This window comes from Mesorhizobium delmotii, from assembly GCF_900149755.1.
Lineage (GTDB): Bacteria > Pseudomonadota > Alphaproteobacteria > Rhizobiales > Rhizobiaceae > Mesorhizobium > Mesorhizobium delmotii.
Genome location: NZ_FUIG01000013.1, coordinates 1,811,143 through 1,825,636, shown reverse-complemented (window position 1 = coordinate 1,825,636; position 14,494 = coordinate 1,811,143). Strand labels below are relative to the sequence as shown.

10 protein-coding genes and 1 pseudogene are annotated in these 14,494 nt (G+C 58.1%); 2 read left to right on the top strand and 9 right to left on the bottom strand.

Annotated features, from left to right (window positions below):
- Positions 1–971, top strand: a pseudogene (locus BQ8482_RS10150) (calcium-binding protein); the annotation flags it as partial.
- Between the two features lie 94 nt (positions 972–1,065).
- Here the strand turns inward: BQ8482_RS10150 and BQ8482_RS10145 are convergent.
- From BQ8482_RS10145 to BQ8482_RS10135, 3 genes are all read right to left on the bottom strand, one after another.
- Positions 1,066–2,037, bottom strand: coding sequence for a Vgb family protein (locus BQ8482_RS10145; RefSeq protein WP_123147296.1), 972 nt, complete (start codon positions 2,035–2,037; stop codon positions 1,066–1,068).
- A 251-nt stretch (positions 2,038–2,288) separates the two neighbouring features.
- Positions 2,289–2,582, bottom strand: coding sequence for a hypothetical protein (locus BQ8482_RS10140; protein ID WP_123147295.1), 294 nt, complete (start codon positions 2,580–2,582; stop codon positions 2,289–2,291).
- Positions 2,583–2,899: 317 nt separating this feature from the next.
- Positions 2,900–3,622: a Crp/Fnr family transcriptional regulator gene (locus BQ8482_RS10135; protein WP_133254732.1), complete on the bottom strand. Its 723-nt coding sequence runs from the start codon at positions 3,620–3,622 to the stop codon at positions 2,900–2,902.
- A 392-nt stretch (positions 3,623–4,014) separates the two neighbouring features.
- Between BQ8482_RS10135 and BQ8482_RS10130 the strand changes: the two genes are divergently transcribed.
- The gene (locus BQ8482_RS10130) at positions 4,015–5,382 is read left to right on the top strand and encodes an exopolysaccharide biosynthesis polyprenyl glycosylphosphotransferase (RefSeq protein ID WP_165848478.1); all 1,368 of its coding nucleotides are present in this window, start codon (positions 4,015–4,017) and stop codon (positions 5,380–5,382) included.
- A 374-nt stretch (positions 5,383–5,756) separates the two neighbouring features.
- Here BQ8482_RS10130 and BQ8482_RS10125 read toward each other — a convergent pair whose 3' ends face one another.
- From BQ8482_RS10125 to BQ8482_RS10100, 6 genes are all read right to left on the bottom strand, one after another.
- Complete coding sequence (locus BQ8482_RS10125; RefSeq protein ID WP_123147292.1) at positions 5,757–6,908, bottom strand: glycosyltransferase; 1,152 nt, start codon at positions 6,906–6,908, stop codon at positions 5,757–5,759.
- A 257-nt stretch (positions 6,909–7,165) separates the two neighbouring features.
- Complete coding sequence (locus BQ8482_RS10120; protein ID WP_123147291.1) at positions 7,166–8,314, bottom strand: acyl-CoA dehydrogenase family protein; 1,149 nt, start codon at positions 8,312–8,314, stop codon at positions 7,166–7,168.
- On the bottom strand, positions 8,314–9,876 hold the full coding sequence (locus tag BQ8482_RS10115) for an amino acid adenylation domain-containing protein (RefSeq protein WP_123147290.1): 1,563 nt from the start codon (positions 9,874–9,876) through the stop codon (positions 8,314–8,316). Before BQ8482_RS10115 ends, BQ8482_RS10120 begins: the two co-directional genes overlap by 1 nt.
- An 8-nt stretch (positions 9,877–9,884) precedes the next feature.
- The gene (locus BQ8482_RS10110) at positions 9,885–10,145 is read right to left on the bottom strand and encodes an acyl carrier protein (RefSeq protein ID WP_206523335.1); all 261 of its coding nucleotides are present in this window, start codon (positions 10,143–10,145) and stop codon (positions 9,885–9,887) included.
- A complete protein-coding gene (locus BQ8482_RS10105; RefSeq protein WP_133254731.1) occupies positions 10,142–12,718 on the bottom strand; it encodes an SGNH/GDSL hydrolase family protein in 2,577 nt (858 codons plus the stop codon). Before BQ8482_RS10105 ends, BQ8482_RS10110 begins: the two co-directional genes overlap by 4 nt.
- Before the next feature lie 704 nt (positions 12,719–13,422).
- The gene (locus tag BQ8482_RS10100) at positions 13,423–14,160 is read right to left on the bottom strand and encodes a class I SAM-dependent methyltransferase (protein ID WP_123147288.1); all 738 of its coding nucleotides are present in this window, start codon (positions 14,158–14,160) and stop codon (positions 13,423–13,425) included.
- Positions 14,161–14,494 lie beyond the last annotated feature (334 nt).

Sequence of the window (14,494 nt, the reverse complement as noted above, 5' to 3'; positions counted from 1 at the left end):
GCGCAGATCGGCTGGACGGCCGAGGCGGGTCGGACCGGCTCGTCGGTGGTCTTGGCACCGATATCCTCACCGGTGGAACGGGAAACGACAGCTTCGTCTTCGCCGCCGGCCATGGCCACGACACCGTCACCGACTTCGACCTTTCCGGCGACGATCTCCTGGAGATTTCAGGATACCAAAACTACAGCGAGCTCCGGCAGGTCGGGAGCGACACGCTGGTCGTCTTCTCCGACAGTGACACTGTTCTCCTGAAAGGCGTAACCAGCGCCTCCTTGAGCAGTTCGGATTTCGTCTGGATCGATCCACTCGATGAGCCGCCGCCGGGGTCAATCGTGGGGGACGACGGCAACAATACGCTTACCGGCGGCTCCGGTGCGGACGTCATTTATGGAATGGACGGCAGCGACATCTTGAACGGAAAAGCGGGCGCCGACACGCATGTCGGCGGCGCGGGTGATGACGTCTACTATGTCGACAACGCCGGTGACAAAACCATCGAAGAGACCAATGGCGGCTTCGACGAGACGCACGCCTATCTAAACTGGACCCTGGCCGACAACGTCGAAAACCTCTTCCTGAGGTCGGCTGCCAATCTGGCGGGAAAAGGCAACGGGCTCGCCAACACCATGGTGGGCAACGGCGCAGCGAACACGCTCGAAGGCCTCGGCGGCGCAGATCGGCTGGACGGCCGGGGCGGGTCGGACCGGCTCGTCGGTGGTCTTGGCACCGATATCCTCACCGGTGGAACGGGAAACGACAGCTTCGTCTTCGCCGCCGACCATGGCCACGACACCATCACCGACTTCGACCTTTCCGGCGATGATCTCCTGGAGATTTCAGGATACCAAAACTACAGCGAACTCCGGCAGGTCGGGAGCGACACGCTGGTCGTCTTCTCCGCCAGTGACATGCTTTCACTAAACGGTGTCCTCGTTGCAAGTATCTCGAACAGCGATTTTCTCTTCGTGTAGAGCGGCATCTCGCTACGCGATGTCAAAAGACAGTCGCTGACGTGCGGTCTCTTCGCGCAATTGCCGTTCGTCGTTGCCTCGACCCTCTTTTGCTTTATTTGCCCGTTTCGGTCTCGATCACGACAAGGCGGTCGGTACCGGACTCCGCACCCCATACCTCGCCGGAGCGCCCGTTGAGCTGGCGCACGTTGGCGTTGTCGCGGTCGGACGGGAACCTCGCGAAGGTCTGCGTTTCCGGGTCGAAGCGGACGATGGCGTTCGCGCTGAAATCGGTGAGCCAGACCTTGTCGCGCTCATCGACATAGACGGCATAGGCCTGTGGCTCGTCTCCGGGCAGCTTCCAGCTGCGCCAATCATTCGCTGCCGGATCGAAGACGCTGACCTGGCCGGCATTCCATTCGCTGACCCAGATGCGGCCTTTGGAATCCGACCAGACGCGGCGGGCGCCCTGATCCGCGGTCGGCGGGTTGATCGGGGAAGCCTCGCTGGTCGAAAGATCGATCCTGGCGATATGGTTGCCGGCGAGCGAGGCGTAGTAGACCTCACCGGACGGCGTGGTCGTAATCCCGTAGGGGCCACGACCGCGCGGGGCGTTCCAAACGTCGACCTTGCCGCTCGCCGGATCGAGCCTGCCGTAAATGCCCTCCTGCCCAGTGAACCAGAGCCTCCCGTCCTTGTCGAAGGAACCGGTATTGAGGTTCGCGTAGCCGTGCCCTTCGGGGAGCGGAAAGGCCTTCACCGCTTCCGTCTCAGGATGGACGCGCACGATGGCGTTGAGGCCGCTGTCGGTCACCCAGGCGGCGCCGTCGGGACCAACGATCACCCCGTGCGGCGCCGAGCCGTCGCCAAGGGTGATGTGCTTGACCGCGCCTGTATCAGGATCGAGCCGCCCAAGCGCGCCTTGTCCCTGGGCGGTGTACCATACGGACCCATCCGGCGCCGGAGCGACATCGTGCGGGCCGGCGCCCTCCGGAACGGGATAATAGCGGACCTCCTCCGGGGCGGCACGCGAGGCCACCGAGCAGAGCAGCGCGGCGAATAGCGCCGACGCAATCGTACGAAACATGGCGAACTCCTCACATCGCGAGTTTCAATTTGCACAGCGAGCGGTCCACGATCCTTTTCGCGCCGCTGCGGCGGCCGAGCCGCAGATGCCGAGCTCGCCGTGCCGCTTGCTGATCAAAGTCAGGAGCTAGTGTAGCCCCTGCCCTCGCCCAGGCCTGCAAACCCAGAATCGTCGATAGGCGGTAGCGTCGTGGGAAAACGTGGATACGACGACGGATCGCGGCCAAAACCAGACCTGGCGTGCGGAAGGCGTCAGCTTTGCCGCAAAAGTGAACGCGCCAACTCTTGCCATTCCTCTTCAAGCGTCAAGGTCGACGGCGCGGCGTCGCAGCGACGATACCAATATTCCGCATTCGACTGATCGCCTTCCTTGCGATGCAGGTAGGCATGCACGCGCATACCCGCCGTATCGTCGCGCACCTGTGCGCGCTCGTGCGCCTTATCCCAATCGCCCTTCGCATCCCACCACAGCGCCTCCAGGGCAGGACTCAAGCCGGCGGGCGGCTGTGATTTCGCGATCGAATCTCTGAAGGCTTGCAGATCCATTCTTCCCCCGACGTGAGGTAATTGGGCGGAGCCGATGATAGTGTAGTCTCGGATTCTCCAACAGCAAAGTCGCGCCGAGCACAGCAGAGAGGCGGTGCCCTGGTGCGTGCCATCGTCCAATCTCGGGCGCAGTCGACGCAGTCTGCACGGCAGTGAGCGGTGTCTCGTTACCTAGGAAGGCGCACATGTCCGGTGCGGCGACCTACGACGCCGACGTAAAGGACTCTACCGAGCGATCCGAGCACGACCGGCACCACTTCCGGTTCATTATCTTCCCGGAGAATGGCGTGGAGATGCCCGAGCACACGGGAAAGGCATCATTGAACGATCAAACGCGAGTAGCCAAGAGCAACAGACTCTAATGCGGTGCGATTGAGAATTGTCAGCGAGCCGTGGTCGTATTGGGTCAGATCCCGCCGTTCCCATTCTCTCAGGCAACGATTCACTTTCGCTCGAGACGCCGGGATCATTGCCGCGAGGTCGGTCTGCGAAATGTGGATGCTCAGAGCTCCATTCACGGTAGCCGTGCTGTGCGGGGTCTCAGTCAATCGCAAGAGCGTGCTCGCCAATCGAATGGATAGGGCATTGGACGCACTGTGGATCACTCGCTCTTGGGCGTCGTGCGTTGCTTGGCATAAGTACGGGATCACCTTCAGTGCGAGATCTGGGTGCTTGTCGAAGACGCTAGCCATGAAAGCTGCTTCGATTTGGAGCAAGTCGCTGTCCACGACTGACGCAGCGTTCATGTTACTGTGTCGCGCGATGAACAATCTAGTCAAGTCGAAAGTGTCACCGGGACCAAGATCGGAAAAGATGAATTCTCGGCCGTCTGAGAGAGGAACACTAAGACGAACTTTTCCGTGAATTATGTAGTAAATATAACGCGGTATGTCCCCAAGGTGAGTTAAGACTTTATTCTTTGGAACCCTCCTTAGGATGGCTGCTTTCGCCATTTCACTAAGAGTATCTTGCCCAAATTGCCGAAATAAGCGTATTTTGTTCAGCTGTTTGACCCGAACCTCAGCGCCATTTTCTGCCATGGCTCCCTCTCCCTCCCTGATAGGGTAAGCGCCCCAGCCCCCTAAAGCATTGCCTTGACCACCTCTTTGAACGAGTCCGACCTCCAGTCCGTTCTCGCGCAAACGCGTTAAGGCAGAAAATATTAGCACATTAGGATACGATAAAATAGCGACTCGTCTGTGCCCGGGGTAACAGCGGCATGTCTCTGAGACATTTAAATCAAATCTAACCGACTGGAAGCCGTTGGGATAACCCCTTCCTTATGGGATGGCGTGTGCCATGAGCCAAGAAGGAGAAGGGATGCAACAGGATTCGGGGGGTCGTCTCTATGCGGCATGCACCAACCGAGGCGTCGCGTGCGCTCTGGAAGCGGAGCGTAGAGCCGCTACGGCTTCCTGTGGGAGCAGTTTGCGTGTTTCTCGCAACTGCTGATTTCCTCCTTGGACAGACAATACTTCTTGCGTCAATTGAGCTCTACCATAGGGCCTTCGGCGTGAGGCCGCCAGATATCTGGGATTCGATCTGCCTAAGTGTTACCGCCGGTCTGTTGCTGGTCGCATTCATGACCGCCAGGGGCGCCTACACGGTTAGTGGCATCCTGGACGATCACTGCAGGATCAAAACACTCTTCAGCGGCTGGCTGTTTGTTTTCTTTTCAATTCTCTGGCTCGCCTTTCTCACGAAGACGACGTCGACGTTCTCGCGCGGCTCCTTGACGCTGGCGTTTGCGGTCGGATTCCCAATCCTGCTGCCTGGCCACGCGGTTCTAGCGCGTGGGCTGAAACGGCTTCTGGCGGCTGAGAAACTCGTGTTGCGCACAGTTTATCTGTTTTACTCTGGCGTTCCTGGAAAGGAACAGGGGATAATCAACAAGCTTGGGCAACAGGGCATCGCGGTCTGTGGTGTTTCGAACATCGAGAACGATGATGGCACGATCGCAGCACGGTCGGTGCATGCCGCCGTCGCAGCTGCACAGGCTGCGTTCCGTAATGGCTCGTATGGGGCAGTTTATCTCTTTTGCTCTTGGGACCAGCGGAAGTTGATCGAACGCATCCTGGAGGAAATGTCCCGCCTCCCGCTGCCGATTTATCTTTTCGCCGACGCCTACATAGATAGAATTCTGGCTGGATGCCCGCTGCACACCGGCTGGCAGCGAGCCTTCGAAGTCCAGCGTATGCCGTTGAGGCCTGCCGAACGCCTGCTCAAGCGGTTGTTCGACATTGCTGTTGCATCCCTGCTCCTGCTGTTCCTGTGTCCGTTGATGGCGTTGGTCGCATGTGCCATAGCGCTCGAGAGCGGTCGCCCTGTGCTGTTCCGGCAGATGCGACGAGGTTTTGGTGGTAAGCCGTTCAATATTTACAAATTCCGATCGATGACGGTGCAGGAGAACGGTACACAAATTCGCCAGGCTCAGCGTAATGATGCGCGGGTTACCCGACTTGGCCGAATATTGCGCCGGTCAAACATCGACGAGCTGCCGCAATTATTCAACGTGCTTCGGGGGGAGATGTCCCTGGTTGGGCCTCGACCCCACGCCGTCGCTCATGACGATACCTATAGTGTGATCATTGCGAGCTATGCTTATCGCCATCATGTAAAACCCGGTTTGACAGGCTGGGCTCAGATCAATGGCTTTCGAGGGGAAACGAAGGAGCTCTGGAGGATGGAAAAACGCGTTGAGCATGACCTCTGGTATATAAAATCCTGGAGCATGCTTCTCGACATTAAGATAATTTGGAAAACTGCTCTACTGATCTTTTCGGATCGTAATGTCTATTGATGTTTATAGCAGCTTCTCAGGAAGCTAAATGGATATATGTAGTCCATCTTCCGACCGAACGGATAATTTTGATTCTGATGCTTCGGGCGATCCCGCCGCCAGCGAGTACATCGAGCCTCACAATCGGGTTCGCGCCGGTTCAGTCGCCGGACAGTGGCGCATCTCGCAGGCTAAATTTAGCACAAATGCGAAAATCAACGCGACGCGGGGAGATGGTCGGAGCAACGCATGACGGAACCTCAGCAAGAAGCCGGGGGCAGTCAGTCGGATCTTGCCATTCAACGGTTCAGGACGGACCACGGGCTCATTGCGGCGAACGGAAAGCAGGCTTGCTTGGCGGCGCAGCCGCCTTCAACAAGAGAAATTGTGCAGTCCTATAAGCTTCCGCTCGACGGCATCCGGCTCTTGATTTCCGCTAGAATGTTGGTTGCGCGTGCGATGCGGCTGTACCTGGCCAGAAAGTCTGCCTTCGCCTGCTGACCAATCTGATCCCGAAGCGCCTTGTTTTCGCGCAGGCGCTGAAGAGCTTTGACCCAGTCGGACGGGTTGTCTGGCGACACCAGAACGCTGTTGACGCTGTCCCTCAAAACTTCTCGGATAACTGACAGGTCGGAGGACACTATGGGTTTGCCATGCGCCATATATTCGAAGAGCTTGAGCGGCGACATTCCCTCAGCGATATTTCGACCGCCGCCCTCGCCCTCTACATTTCTAAGATAGGGCGCGAGTACAACGTCCATTTCGGCCAAGTAGGCACATGTCGCGGCGTGAGGAACGTAGCCATGAAACACTGTGTTCGGGCATTTGGCCAGCTTCGATGTCCAATACTCTATATCGCCTGGTGTTCCCCCGACGATGTGAAATGTCGCCCAGCCGCATCGAGGCGCAATAGCGCTTATTATCTCCATGCCTTTTCCCTTATACAGATGTCCAACATAACCAACCTTGAACGTGCCGCTGAGGCTGCATGGCTCGCCATTCGGCGGAACAGGATCCGCGCCATTGGGCGCGATGAGAAATTTTCCCGCATGTTGAGGAAAGCGGCGGATGCTGTCGTCTCGCAGACGTTGCGATGTGACGACCAGCATACGGAATGCCTCTAGGCCTATCACTTTGGCAAGGCGCTGACGCTGACGTCTGCTCAAACTGCCAATCGGGTCGTGAAGCTCAAAAACGGTCGTGAACCCGAAAAGTCCGGCAGAAACAAGCGCTACAGTAGCCGAGCGTGTAAAGACGACATGCGGCCGCAGCCAGACCGCAGCAAGAAGCGCCAACACAGCAAAAAAAAGCTCCCGGCCGGGCACAGGCCAAAAGGGTACAGGGAGAACGCGGAATGGGAACTCGGTACCGAATCCGTATTCGCGCGCGATCTTCTCATAATGATCCCGTGTATTCATGGAGGCGCGTGGAAGCGCTAGTAGGACCTCCGCTCCGGCAACCCGAAATGCATGGCACATCTTTGCGACTTGTACCGCATTGGCGGCCGGCGCCGGGACGTGCGCAGAATGTATATAGAGAAGCCGCATCCACAAGCCTATCTTTCACGCGTCGCGGCTGTCTGGTTCTTCGCCTCTGAGCCGCAAGTTCGGAGACCACGGGCTGGGCAGACGCACCCAAGTCGAACGACAAAAGCGACCTCCGCCCCGGTGGCTCCATGGGTTGCGATAGTACCACTCTCCGGTTGCCTTACCAAAAATCGAGCGTCGCCCTTTTCGCGAACTGAGGGCAGGTCCGGCGACAGCACACGCCGCCCTTCACGGACAGGTTCTGACCACAGCCGTCATCAAAGCCCCAGCCAGCCAGCAATAATGTTGCGCTGTATCTCAGAAGTTCCGGAATAGAGTTTGCTGCCGATGGCATCACGCACGGCACGTTCGACGTCGAATTCGCTCAAGAAACCATAGCCGCCGAAGACCTGGACGACATCGAGCGTGGTGCGAACTAGCGATTCGCTCACAAAGAGCTTCGAAACGGCGGCGTCGAGGGAAACGGACTGGGAGCGCTCAAGGCCCCACGCCGCCTTGTAGACGAGCAGTCGGGCCGCCTCCACCTGCATCTTCATGTCGGCAATCTTATGGGCGACCGCCTGGTGCTTGGAGATGGCCTGGCCGGACTGACGTCGGGTGCGCGTATAGGCGACTGCCTTTTCCAGAAGCCGCTCCATGGTGCCTACATGACTGGCGAACAGGCACGCCCGCTCCCAGTCCATGCTGTGAGCGAACAGCCTGGAGCCGCCGCCCACTCGACCGAGAACAGCGTCCTTCGAAACAAATACGTCCTCGAAGACAAGCTCCCCGATCGGAGACGTCCGCAGTCCCATTTTTTCGAATTTTTGCGCGACCAAATAGCCGGGCAGCGCGCGGTCCACGAGGAAGCTCGTGATGCCGCCGAAATACCCCTTGGCGCGGTCAGTGACGGCAAAGACGACGGCAACATCTGCCACCGGCCCGTTGCTCACGAAGGTCTTCGTGCCGTTGATTAGAAAGCCGTCGCCATGAGGCTCCGCCCGGGTTTGCATCGCAAATGCATCGGAGCCCGACTCCGGTTCGCTCATCGCATTGGCTGCGATCAAAGTGCCATCACAGAGCCCCGGAAGATATCGATTCTTCTGCTCTTCAGTGCCGAACTTCCAAATCGGCACCACGCAGGCCAGAAGATGGGCACAGATGGAGAAGACCAAGCCGGAATCCTCGCAGCCGTAGCCAAGCGCATCGATTGCAATGGCCGTGGACAGGGAATCGAGACCGGGTCCCCCGTAGGCCTGGGGGACTGGCAGGCCGGTCAGGCCCATCTGCGCGCAAGCCCCCCACAACTCGCGCTGGAATACTTGGTCTCGGTCGCGCTGCCTGACATCTTTATTGAGCTTGTCTTGCGCGAAGCGAAGGATCTGGCCACGCAGGATACGCTGCTCCTCGTTCAGCGCGAAATCCACTACTCCGTCCTCATCAGATGCTGGTAGTCGATTTTATCTGTCGATGTCTTGGGAAGTAACTGCTGATGCGAGAACCAGTCCGGGGCCATGTAGGCCGGCAAGTTGTGGGCGCAGAACCGCTTCAGCTCGATGAGCGACAGCGCATGGCCGTCGCGCGAGGCATAGAACACCTTTATGGAGACGCCAGACTCCTCCGAGCGAGCGATCGCCGCCACCTCGGAGATCGCTGGATGGCGATAGAGCGCCGTCTCGATCTCGCCGAGTTCGATCCGATATCCCCGTCTCTTCACCATCCGGTCGCGTCGACCGCGGAAGGTGTAGACTCCGCCATCGCCTTCGACCACTACATCGCCGGTACGGTACCAGCGACCGCTTGAATCGACATGAAAAGCGGCGCTTGTTCGCTCAGGCATGTTCCAATAGCCCAGCATCACGGGAGCACCGCTGATTGCGAGCTCGCCTTCCTGGCCTCGCGGCACGTCGCGACCATTCGCATCGACCACGCGTGCCTTAACATGCGAGCAGGCGCGCCCGATCGGAAACGGCGCCGAGCGGTCTTCGGCGATCGTCTGCGGGATTTCGTAGTAGGTACAGACGTTGGTTTCGGTTGGGCCATAGAGATTCAGGTAGCGTGCGCGTGGGACCACGGCCTTTAGCCTGCGCAGATGCTTGACCGGAAAAACCTCGCCGGCAAATAGAATGAACCGAAGAGCGTGGTCGTCGCGAGCATCAAGGCTGCCGTGCTCGACCAGAAGCGTGAGTACGGAGGGCGTGGAATACCAGACGGTCAACCGCCGCTCGGCGATAACCGACGCCATCCGGGTCGGATTCTTGCCGAGCTCCTCACCGATGAGGAATACGGTCGCGCCGTGCTTCAGCGGTACGAAGATGTCGAGAATAGACAGGTCGAAGTGGAAAGGCGCATGGGAGGAGAAGCGGTCGTTCTCGTCAGGGGCGAGGATATCGGAACACCAGTCCACGTAGCTCGAGCCGTTACGATGCGTCAGCATCACGCCCTTCGGCTGGCCGGTCGAGCCCGAAGTGTAAAGCACGTAAGCGAGGTTGTCCGGCCCCGGCCGCGCCGATTCGTCCTCCACCGCCAAGCCGCCGGCCTCTAGGCGAGCCAGGTACGTCGCGAGCGGCGAGGGACCGTCGGACCAGTCGAGCGGTAAGAGACAAGGTTCCGCAGCCAAGCGCGCCAACTCACAGCGCAAAGTTTCGGCTCGGGACGCCTCCACGAAAATCGCGCGCACGCCGCAGTCGTTAAATATGAACGCGTTACGCGCAGGCGGTGCCAGAGAGTCGACGGGCACATAGACCGCGCCCACCTTTAAGATGCCGAACAGAACAGCGAGCGAGGCGATCGATTTTGGAAGGCAAATGCCGACGCGGTCCGCCGGCCGGACGCCGATCCGACGCAGATGGTCGCGGACTTGGTCCGACAGCGTATCGAGCTCGCCATAGGTGATCTGCCGCCCAGAGCTCGCCTCGACAGCGGCGCACCTCTGAGGATACCGCCTCGCGCTCTGTTCAAGATACTCGTGTAAGGCAGCGACCGTCATGGCGAGCTCTATGTGGACGCCTGCTTCGACTGGACGAAATTGGCAATTTGGGTGATGGAGTTCAGGTTCTCCGGCACGAGTTCGTCAGGGGCGATTTCGATACCGCAGGATTTTTCCAAGTAGGCAACGAGCTTAAGCGTCGCCAACGAGTCGAGAATGCCGTCGGTTATCAGCTCCGTTGAATCCGTCAGATTCTCCGGCCTTTCACCGGGCAGAAATTCCTTCAATATGAAGTCCTTGGCCATCGTCCTGATCTGGATCGCGTTCATTGTTCCTCCTCTTGTGGAGCAACCGCAAGGTTCAGGGGAACTAAATCCTGGTGTTGCTGCAGCACTTCGTAAAGCTTGTCGGCGACGAGCCGATGGCCGGCGGCGTTTGGGTGATCGTCCCAAGGTGCTACAAGAAGCGTCCGCCAGTCATATCCGTCATACACACCGGAAAGATCGAGAACGTTAAAGCCAGCCTCGGCAGCGAGACGCTTCTCCAGTTCGGTACTGGCCCTCTCGTCTGGTCTGGGTAGATAGATCCAAAAGACCCCGACCCCTTCTCGCTTCGCAGCTTCCACGATTCGAGAATAGATCGCACGCAGAAGTCTGTCTCCGTAGGGCGTGAGCTTTCTTTGAATTACCTCGTGGTCGGCACCGGGATCGATCCCGCTCTCGCGTACAATGTCGCGCACGAAGTCGTAGCGATATGCGGAGCCATTCTGGATTGCTTTTCCGAGACGCTTTAGCGTTCGTGGAACAAGCGCGCTGTGCTCGAAGTAAAAGATGTACTGTGGTTTGAATGCGAGCACTCGATCCTCGATGATGGCCAGAATGTCCAGAGGAAGATAACCCCCAACGGCAAAGTTCAGCACCTCGTAGTGTCGATACCCGCTGTCGGCTGCCTGCGCATTCAGCCGTCGCTCCAACAGGCCCTCGAAAGTCTCGTCATCCGCGACGCCCTCGCCGAAGACATGCGAGGAGCCGACCATTGCGATGCGTGAGGTGCCGGGAGCAGGAATCTTTTCGTAGTCCTGATCTCGCATGCCCCAGCGGTTGATGTGGACTCGCTTTCCCTTGTAGTCTGCTTGGGAGAGTGGTCGCAGATAGGTCGTGGGAAGCGCACCCGTGAACTCGCTCAGCGGCGTCTTGTCCAAATTGTCCCAGCCGTCGTGTCGTCGTTGGCCATAGACAATCCAGAGTTCTGGGTTAAATGCGCCGACATTGACGAGGTTCTCGTAGTAGCCGCGCTCCAGGTTCGCGTTGTCGCGGCTATTGAGGTTCGGCGCTCTAATGTCGGCCATTGCGGTACTGACCGTCTCCCCGAGGCGATCGTGAACCACGGGGAGCGAGATGCAAACCGCGATCAACCCGCATACACCGACCGACGCAACCGACCGTCGGAAACTGTACTGGCGGTCGGCGCCGCCGCGCGCGAGCGCAAGCGCAGGAATGCCAATGATAGCCGCCACCGCGACCAGTACGAGGGCGGGCGTCATTTTGCCAGGGGCTTCCACGCCCACAGTATCGAAGACCGACAACCATTGCGGGACCGAGCTCGCGCTCCAAAACGACCAAAGGAGGCAGATGACGACGAATACCCCAATGGTCCGGCTCGCAGTTTGCAGCGCACCGTTCCAGCTTAGTGCCCCGCCACGCAGGCGCCGCGTGCGACCGTGCCGCATTTCATAGTGGGCGTTGATCGTCACAAGCACGGCCAGGATCATCCAGAAGAGGAAGTCGTTCCAGGTGAACACCCAGGTGCCACGTAACCAGAACCACTGATAGTTGTGCAGCAGCCAAGTCGCGAGGAACGCGAGGAGGGTCGCGCTGACCAGCGCTACGCTCTCTCCCCAGCGTCGAAAACGAAAATACAACGGATAGTATACAATTTTCATTATGAAATCCTTCCAGTATATATTTATTCGACGCCAGAAATCTGTGAAACTTGAAGAAAGAAAGTACAGATTGTGGGTTTCTGGAAGGTTAAATCCAAATAAATGCAAAATCCCCGTGATTATGTGAAAAGTTCCTGAAACCTTCAGATAAAGTAAAAACGGCCATATGATAAATTGCAAAAGCTCAAGCTGATTGTGTACGTCCGCAGCATCGATCACAAACCGCTGGTACACGATACGGTAGCATATCAAATGGACAGCGCCGCGAAACATCCACTGAATGCCCGTTTGATAGATGTAGTGCCGGTCAGCATTGTAGTAGCTGCTACGGAAAGTTCTAAAATCTACGACCGGAAAGAGCGGGAAGCACACGTTCGGCAACATGAAAAAATACGCGAGACGTTCCGAAACCGTCGCCATCCTCTGGTCACGCCGCATTTCGTACGCATAGACAATGAGACGGAACATGAACATTGACGCGAGCACGGGCCAGACGGCGCGCGTCCACGGGATCGCAATCCAGTCCATTCGTGCGGCGGCGAGCCCGCAGCCGGCACCAACCAGCGCCAGCACTCTCCATCCAAAAGCGATCGGTAGGTGGACAATTCCGATCAGTACGAGCCCAATGGCGACGATCCAGGCGGCATCGATGAGGCCCTCAAATCTCCAGTGGTGCCAGTTGGGCCCAAGGTTCGCGAAAACTGCGGCGATAGCCGCGAACGAGAGCAGCACGAAAAACGGCAGCCGGTAACGCTGTGGCAGGAAGTAGTGCACGCACCAGCCCGCGAGGGCAACGAGAAGGATGCGGACTAGCGCAGTAGACTCGAGCCTGAGGAGATAGACCAGCGCGATGAAGAGGGCCAGCTCGCCGGCTATGGCGGACCAAGCCAGGATGCTTCTCGACTCAGTCCCCGTAGGATCCGCCGACCAGGGAAGAGACAATGTCTTGATCGAATGCACGCTCGCGCGCCTCAACCAGCTGCCGGCGGACATCGACAAGAAGTCGCTTTGGGGCACGCGAAAGATCCGCAAGCTGCTGGTCCCCCTCCCATGGCTCCCATCCCTGACGGGCAAAGCGCCCGGTCCTTGGAGCGTTGCCTTGACTTCTTTGAACGAGTCCGGTTCCGCGCAAACGCAGAAGTACCCAAGTGTATCAGAAACAAATCGCTCCGCTGTGCCCGGGGTAACAGCGACCCGTCTCCAGATTGGAAGCCGATTCCGAATGGGACCGATCTGACCCACAAGCCGCGCCGCGAACCGAACGCCGATGGCAGCCGACCCTCTATCTGCCGCGGCCATCTTAATCGGGAACGCTCGAGCACGTTTCGCCGATGCGAGCCAATCGAGACCAAGCGAGCCCTGTCGATCTTGAACCGTCTGTCCCGAGAAACGCTGGAATCTCCCCTTTGAGCCAAAGGCTCACAGCGCCACAGGGAACGCCGCGCGCGTTTTTAGCCGTCCGGGCATCAGCGGGGGCGTCCGCCACCCCGTGCGCGGGCTCTGTTGGATCTGCTTGACCTCTGGACAGGAAGCTCCGAGCTGTATCGCGATCATGACCTCATTCGCAAAGCCAGCAGGCTCGGAACAATGATGAGCTGCGTCATGAACGCCAAGGAGAAATGGAGTGCTCAGGATCAAAATACCTCACGGCATCCGGGTACACTTCACGCTGTCAAAAAGTCCGATCCATCGCCTTTGTGCGCGTAGTATCTTTCTCCAAACCGCACGCTGAGCTTCGCCAGAAACGTACTATTGCGTTCTGCAGGCAAATGGTTGAACGGCTTGAGTTCCGATCCAATCTCAGATGTTTTCCTGAGCATCGCAAGGCCGGTACTACCGAAGTCTACCGTCATCTGAAGCTGGTCTAAATTGTCGTAGAAAATGCTCTGAACTACATAAAAAATCCTTCGGTTAGCAATCTCAATTTGGGGATTGTCCTTCCTTCGCCCTCGCATATATGGGTTCGGATCAATGTCATCGAAGCAGATTGTGCCTCCTTTTCGAACCAGGCTGAACCACGTATACACTTCATTCAACACGTGTTCTGGCGTGTGCAGACTATCGACATAGACTAAATCGATTCCATCCTGCAGAATGGGCGCTTTGTTTAGGATGGTCTTGCGATCTATGGAGTCTGCCTGAACAAAGGTCCAGCGACAGCTAACTGCCGCACTTGAGCAATCCCGGATATCGACCGAGACCAGGTTCCCGCCGTTCTTCTCGCAGGCAGCAAGAATCATTTTAGTGGCCTGCCCCCGATCCGTCCCAAGTTCTAGAAATGTGCCATTCGGTCGCGCAACCGCTGCGTCGTACAGCCGAACCAATTGCAGGGCTGCAATGGCCGCCTCACCGCACGATTGGGTCCGCTCCTGGGTTGCTCTAAGATATGAGATGACTTCCATTTTTTGTCCTTCCTCGCCAAAGCTGATCGTGTAGTCACAGCGCTACGATCGTTTAAACTGGCGATCCGTTGGACCTTCGCCGCGCAACGAGTCCGGTTCCGCGCAAACGCAGAAGTACCAGTACATAAGCGTATCAGAAATAAATCGCTCCGCTGTGCCCGGGGTAACAGCGACCCCGTCTCTAAGATTGGAAGCCGATTCCGAATGGGATCGATCTGGCCCACAAGCCGCGCCGCGAACCGAACGCCGATGGCAGCCGACGCTCTATCTGCCTTGGCCGCCTCGATCCGGAAAAACGCCCGAGCAACATGATCGATGCGCTCGAGGCAAAGAG

Excerpts from the sequence above, each read along its gene's own strand:
- BQ8482_RS10145 (WP_123147296.1), bottom strand. The coding sequence starts at position 2,037 with ATGTTTCGTACGATTGCGTCGGCGCTATTCGCCGCGCTGCTCTGCTCG.
- BQ8482_RS10140 (WP_123147295.1), bottom strand. The coding sequence starts at position 2,582 with ATGGATCTGCAAGCCTTCAGAGATTCGATCGCGAAATCACAGCCGCCC.
- BQ8482_RS10135 (WP_133254732.1), bottom strand. The coding sequence starts at position 3,622 with ATGGCAGAAAATGGCGCTGAGGTTCGGGTCAAACAGCTGAACAAAATA.
- BQ8482_RS10125 (WP_123147292.1), bottom strand. The coding sequence starts at position 6,908 with ATGCGGCTTCTCTATATACATTCTGCGCACGTCCCGGCGCCGGCCGCC.
- BQ8482_RS10115 (WP_123147290.1), bottom strand. The coding sequence starts at position 9,876 with ATGACGGTCGCTGCCTTACACGAGTATCTTGAACAGAGCGCGAGGCGG.
- BQ8482_RS10110 (WP_206523335.1), bottom strand. The coding sequence starts at position 10,145 with ATGAACGCGATCCAGATCAGGACGATGGCCAAGGACTTCATATTGAAG.
- BQ8482_RS10100 (WP_123147288.1), bottom strand. The coding sequence starts at position 14,160 with ATGGAAGTCATCTCATATCTTAGAGCAACCCAGGAGCGGACCCAATCG.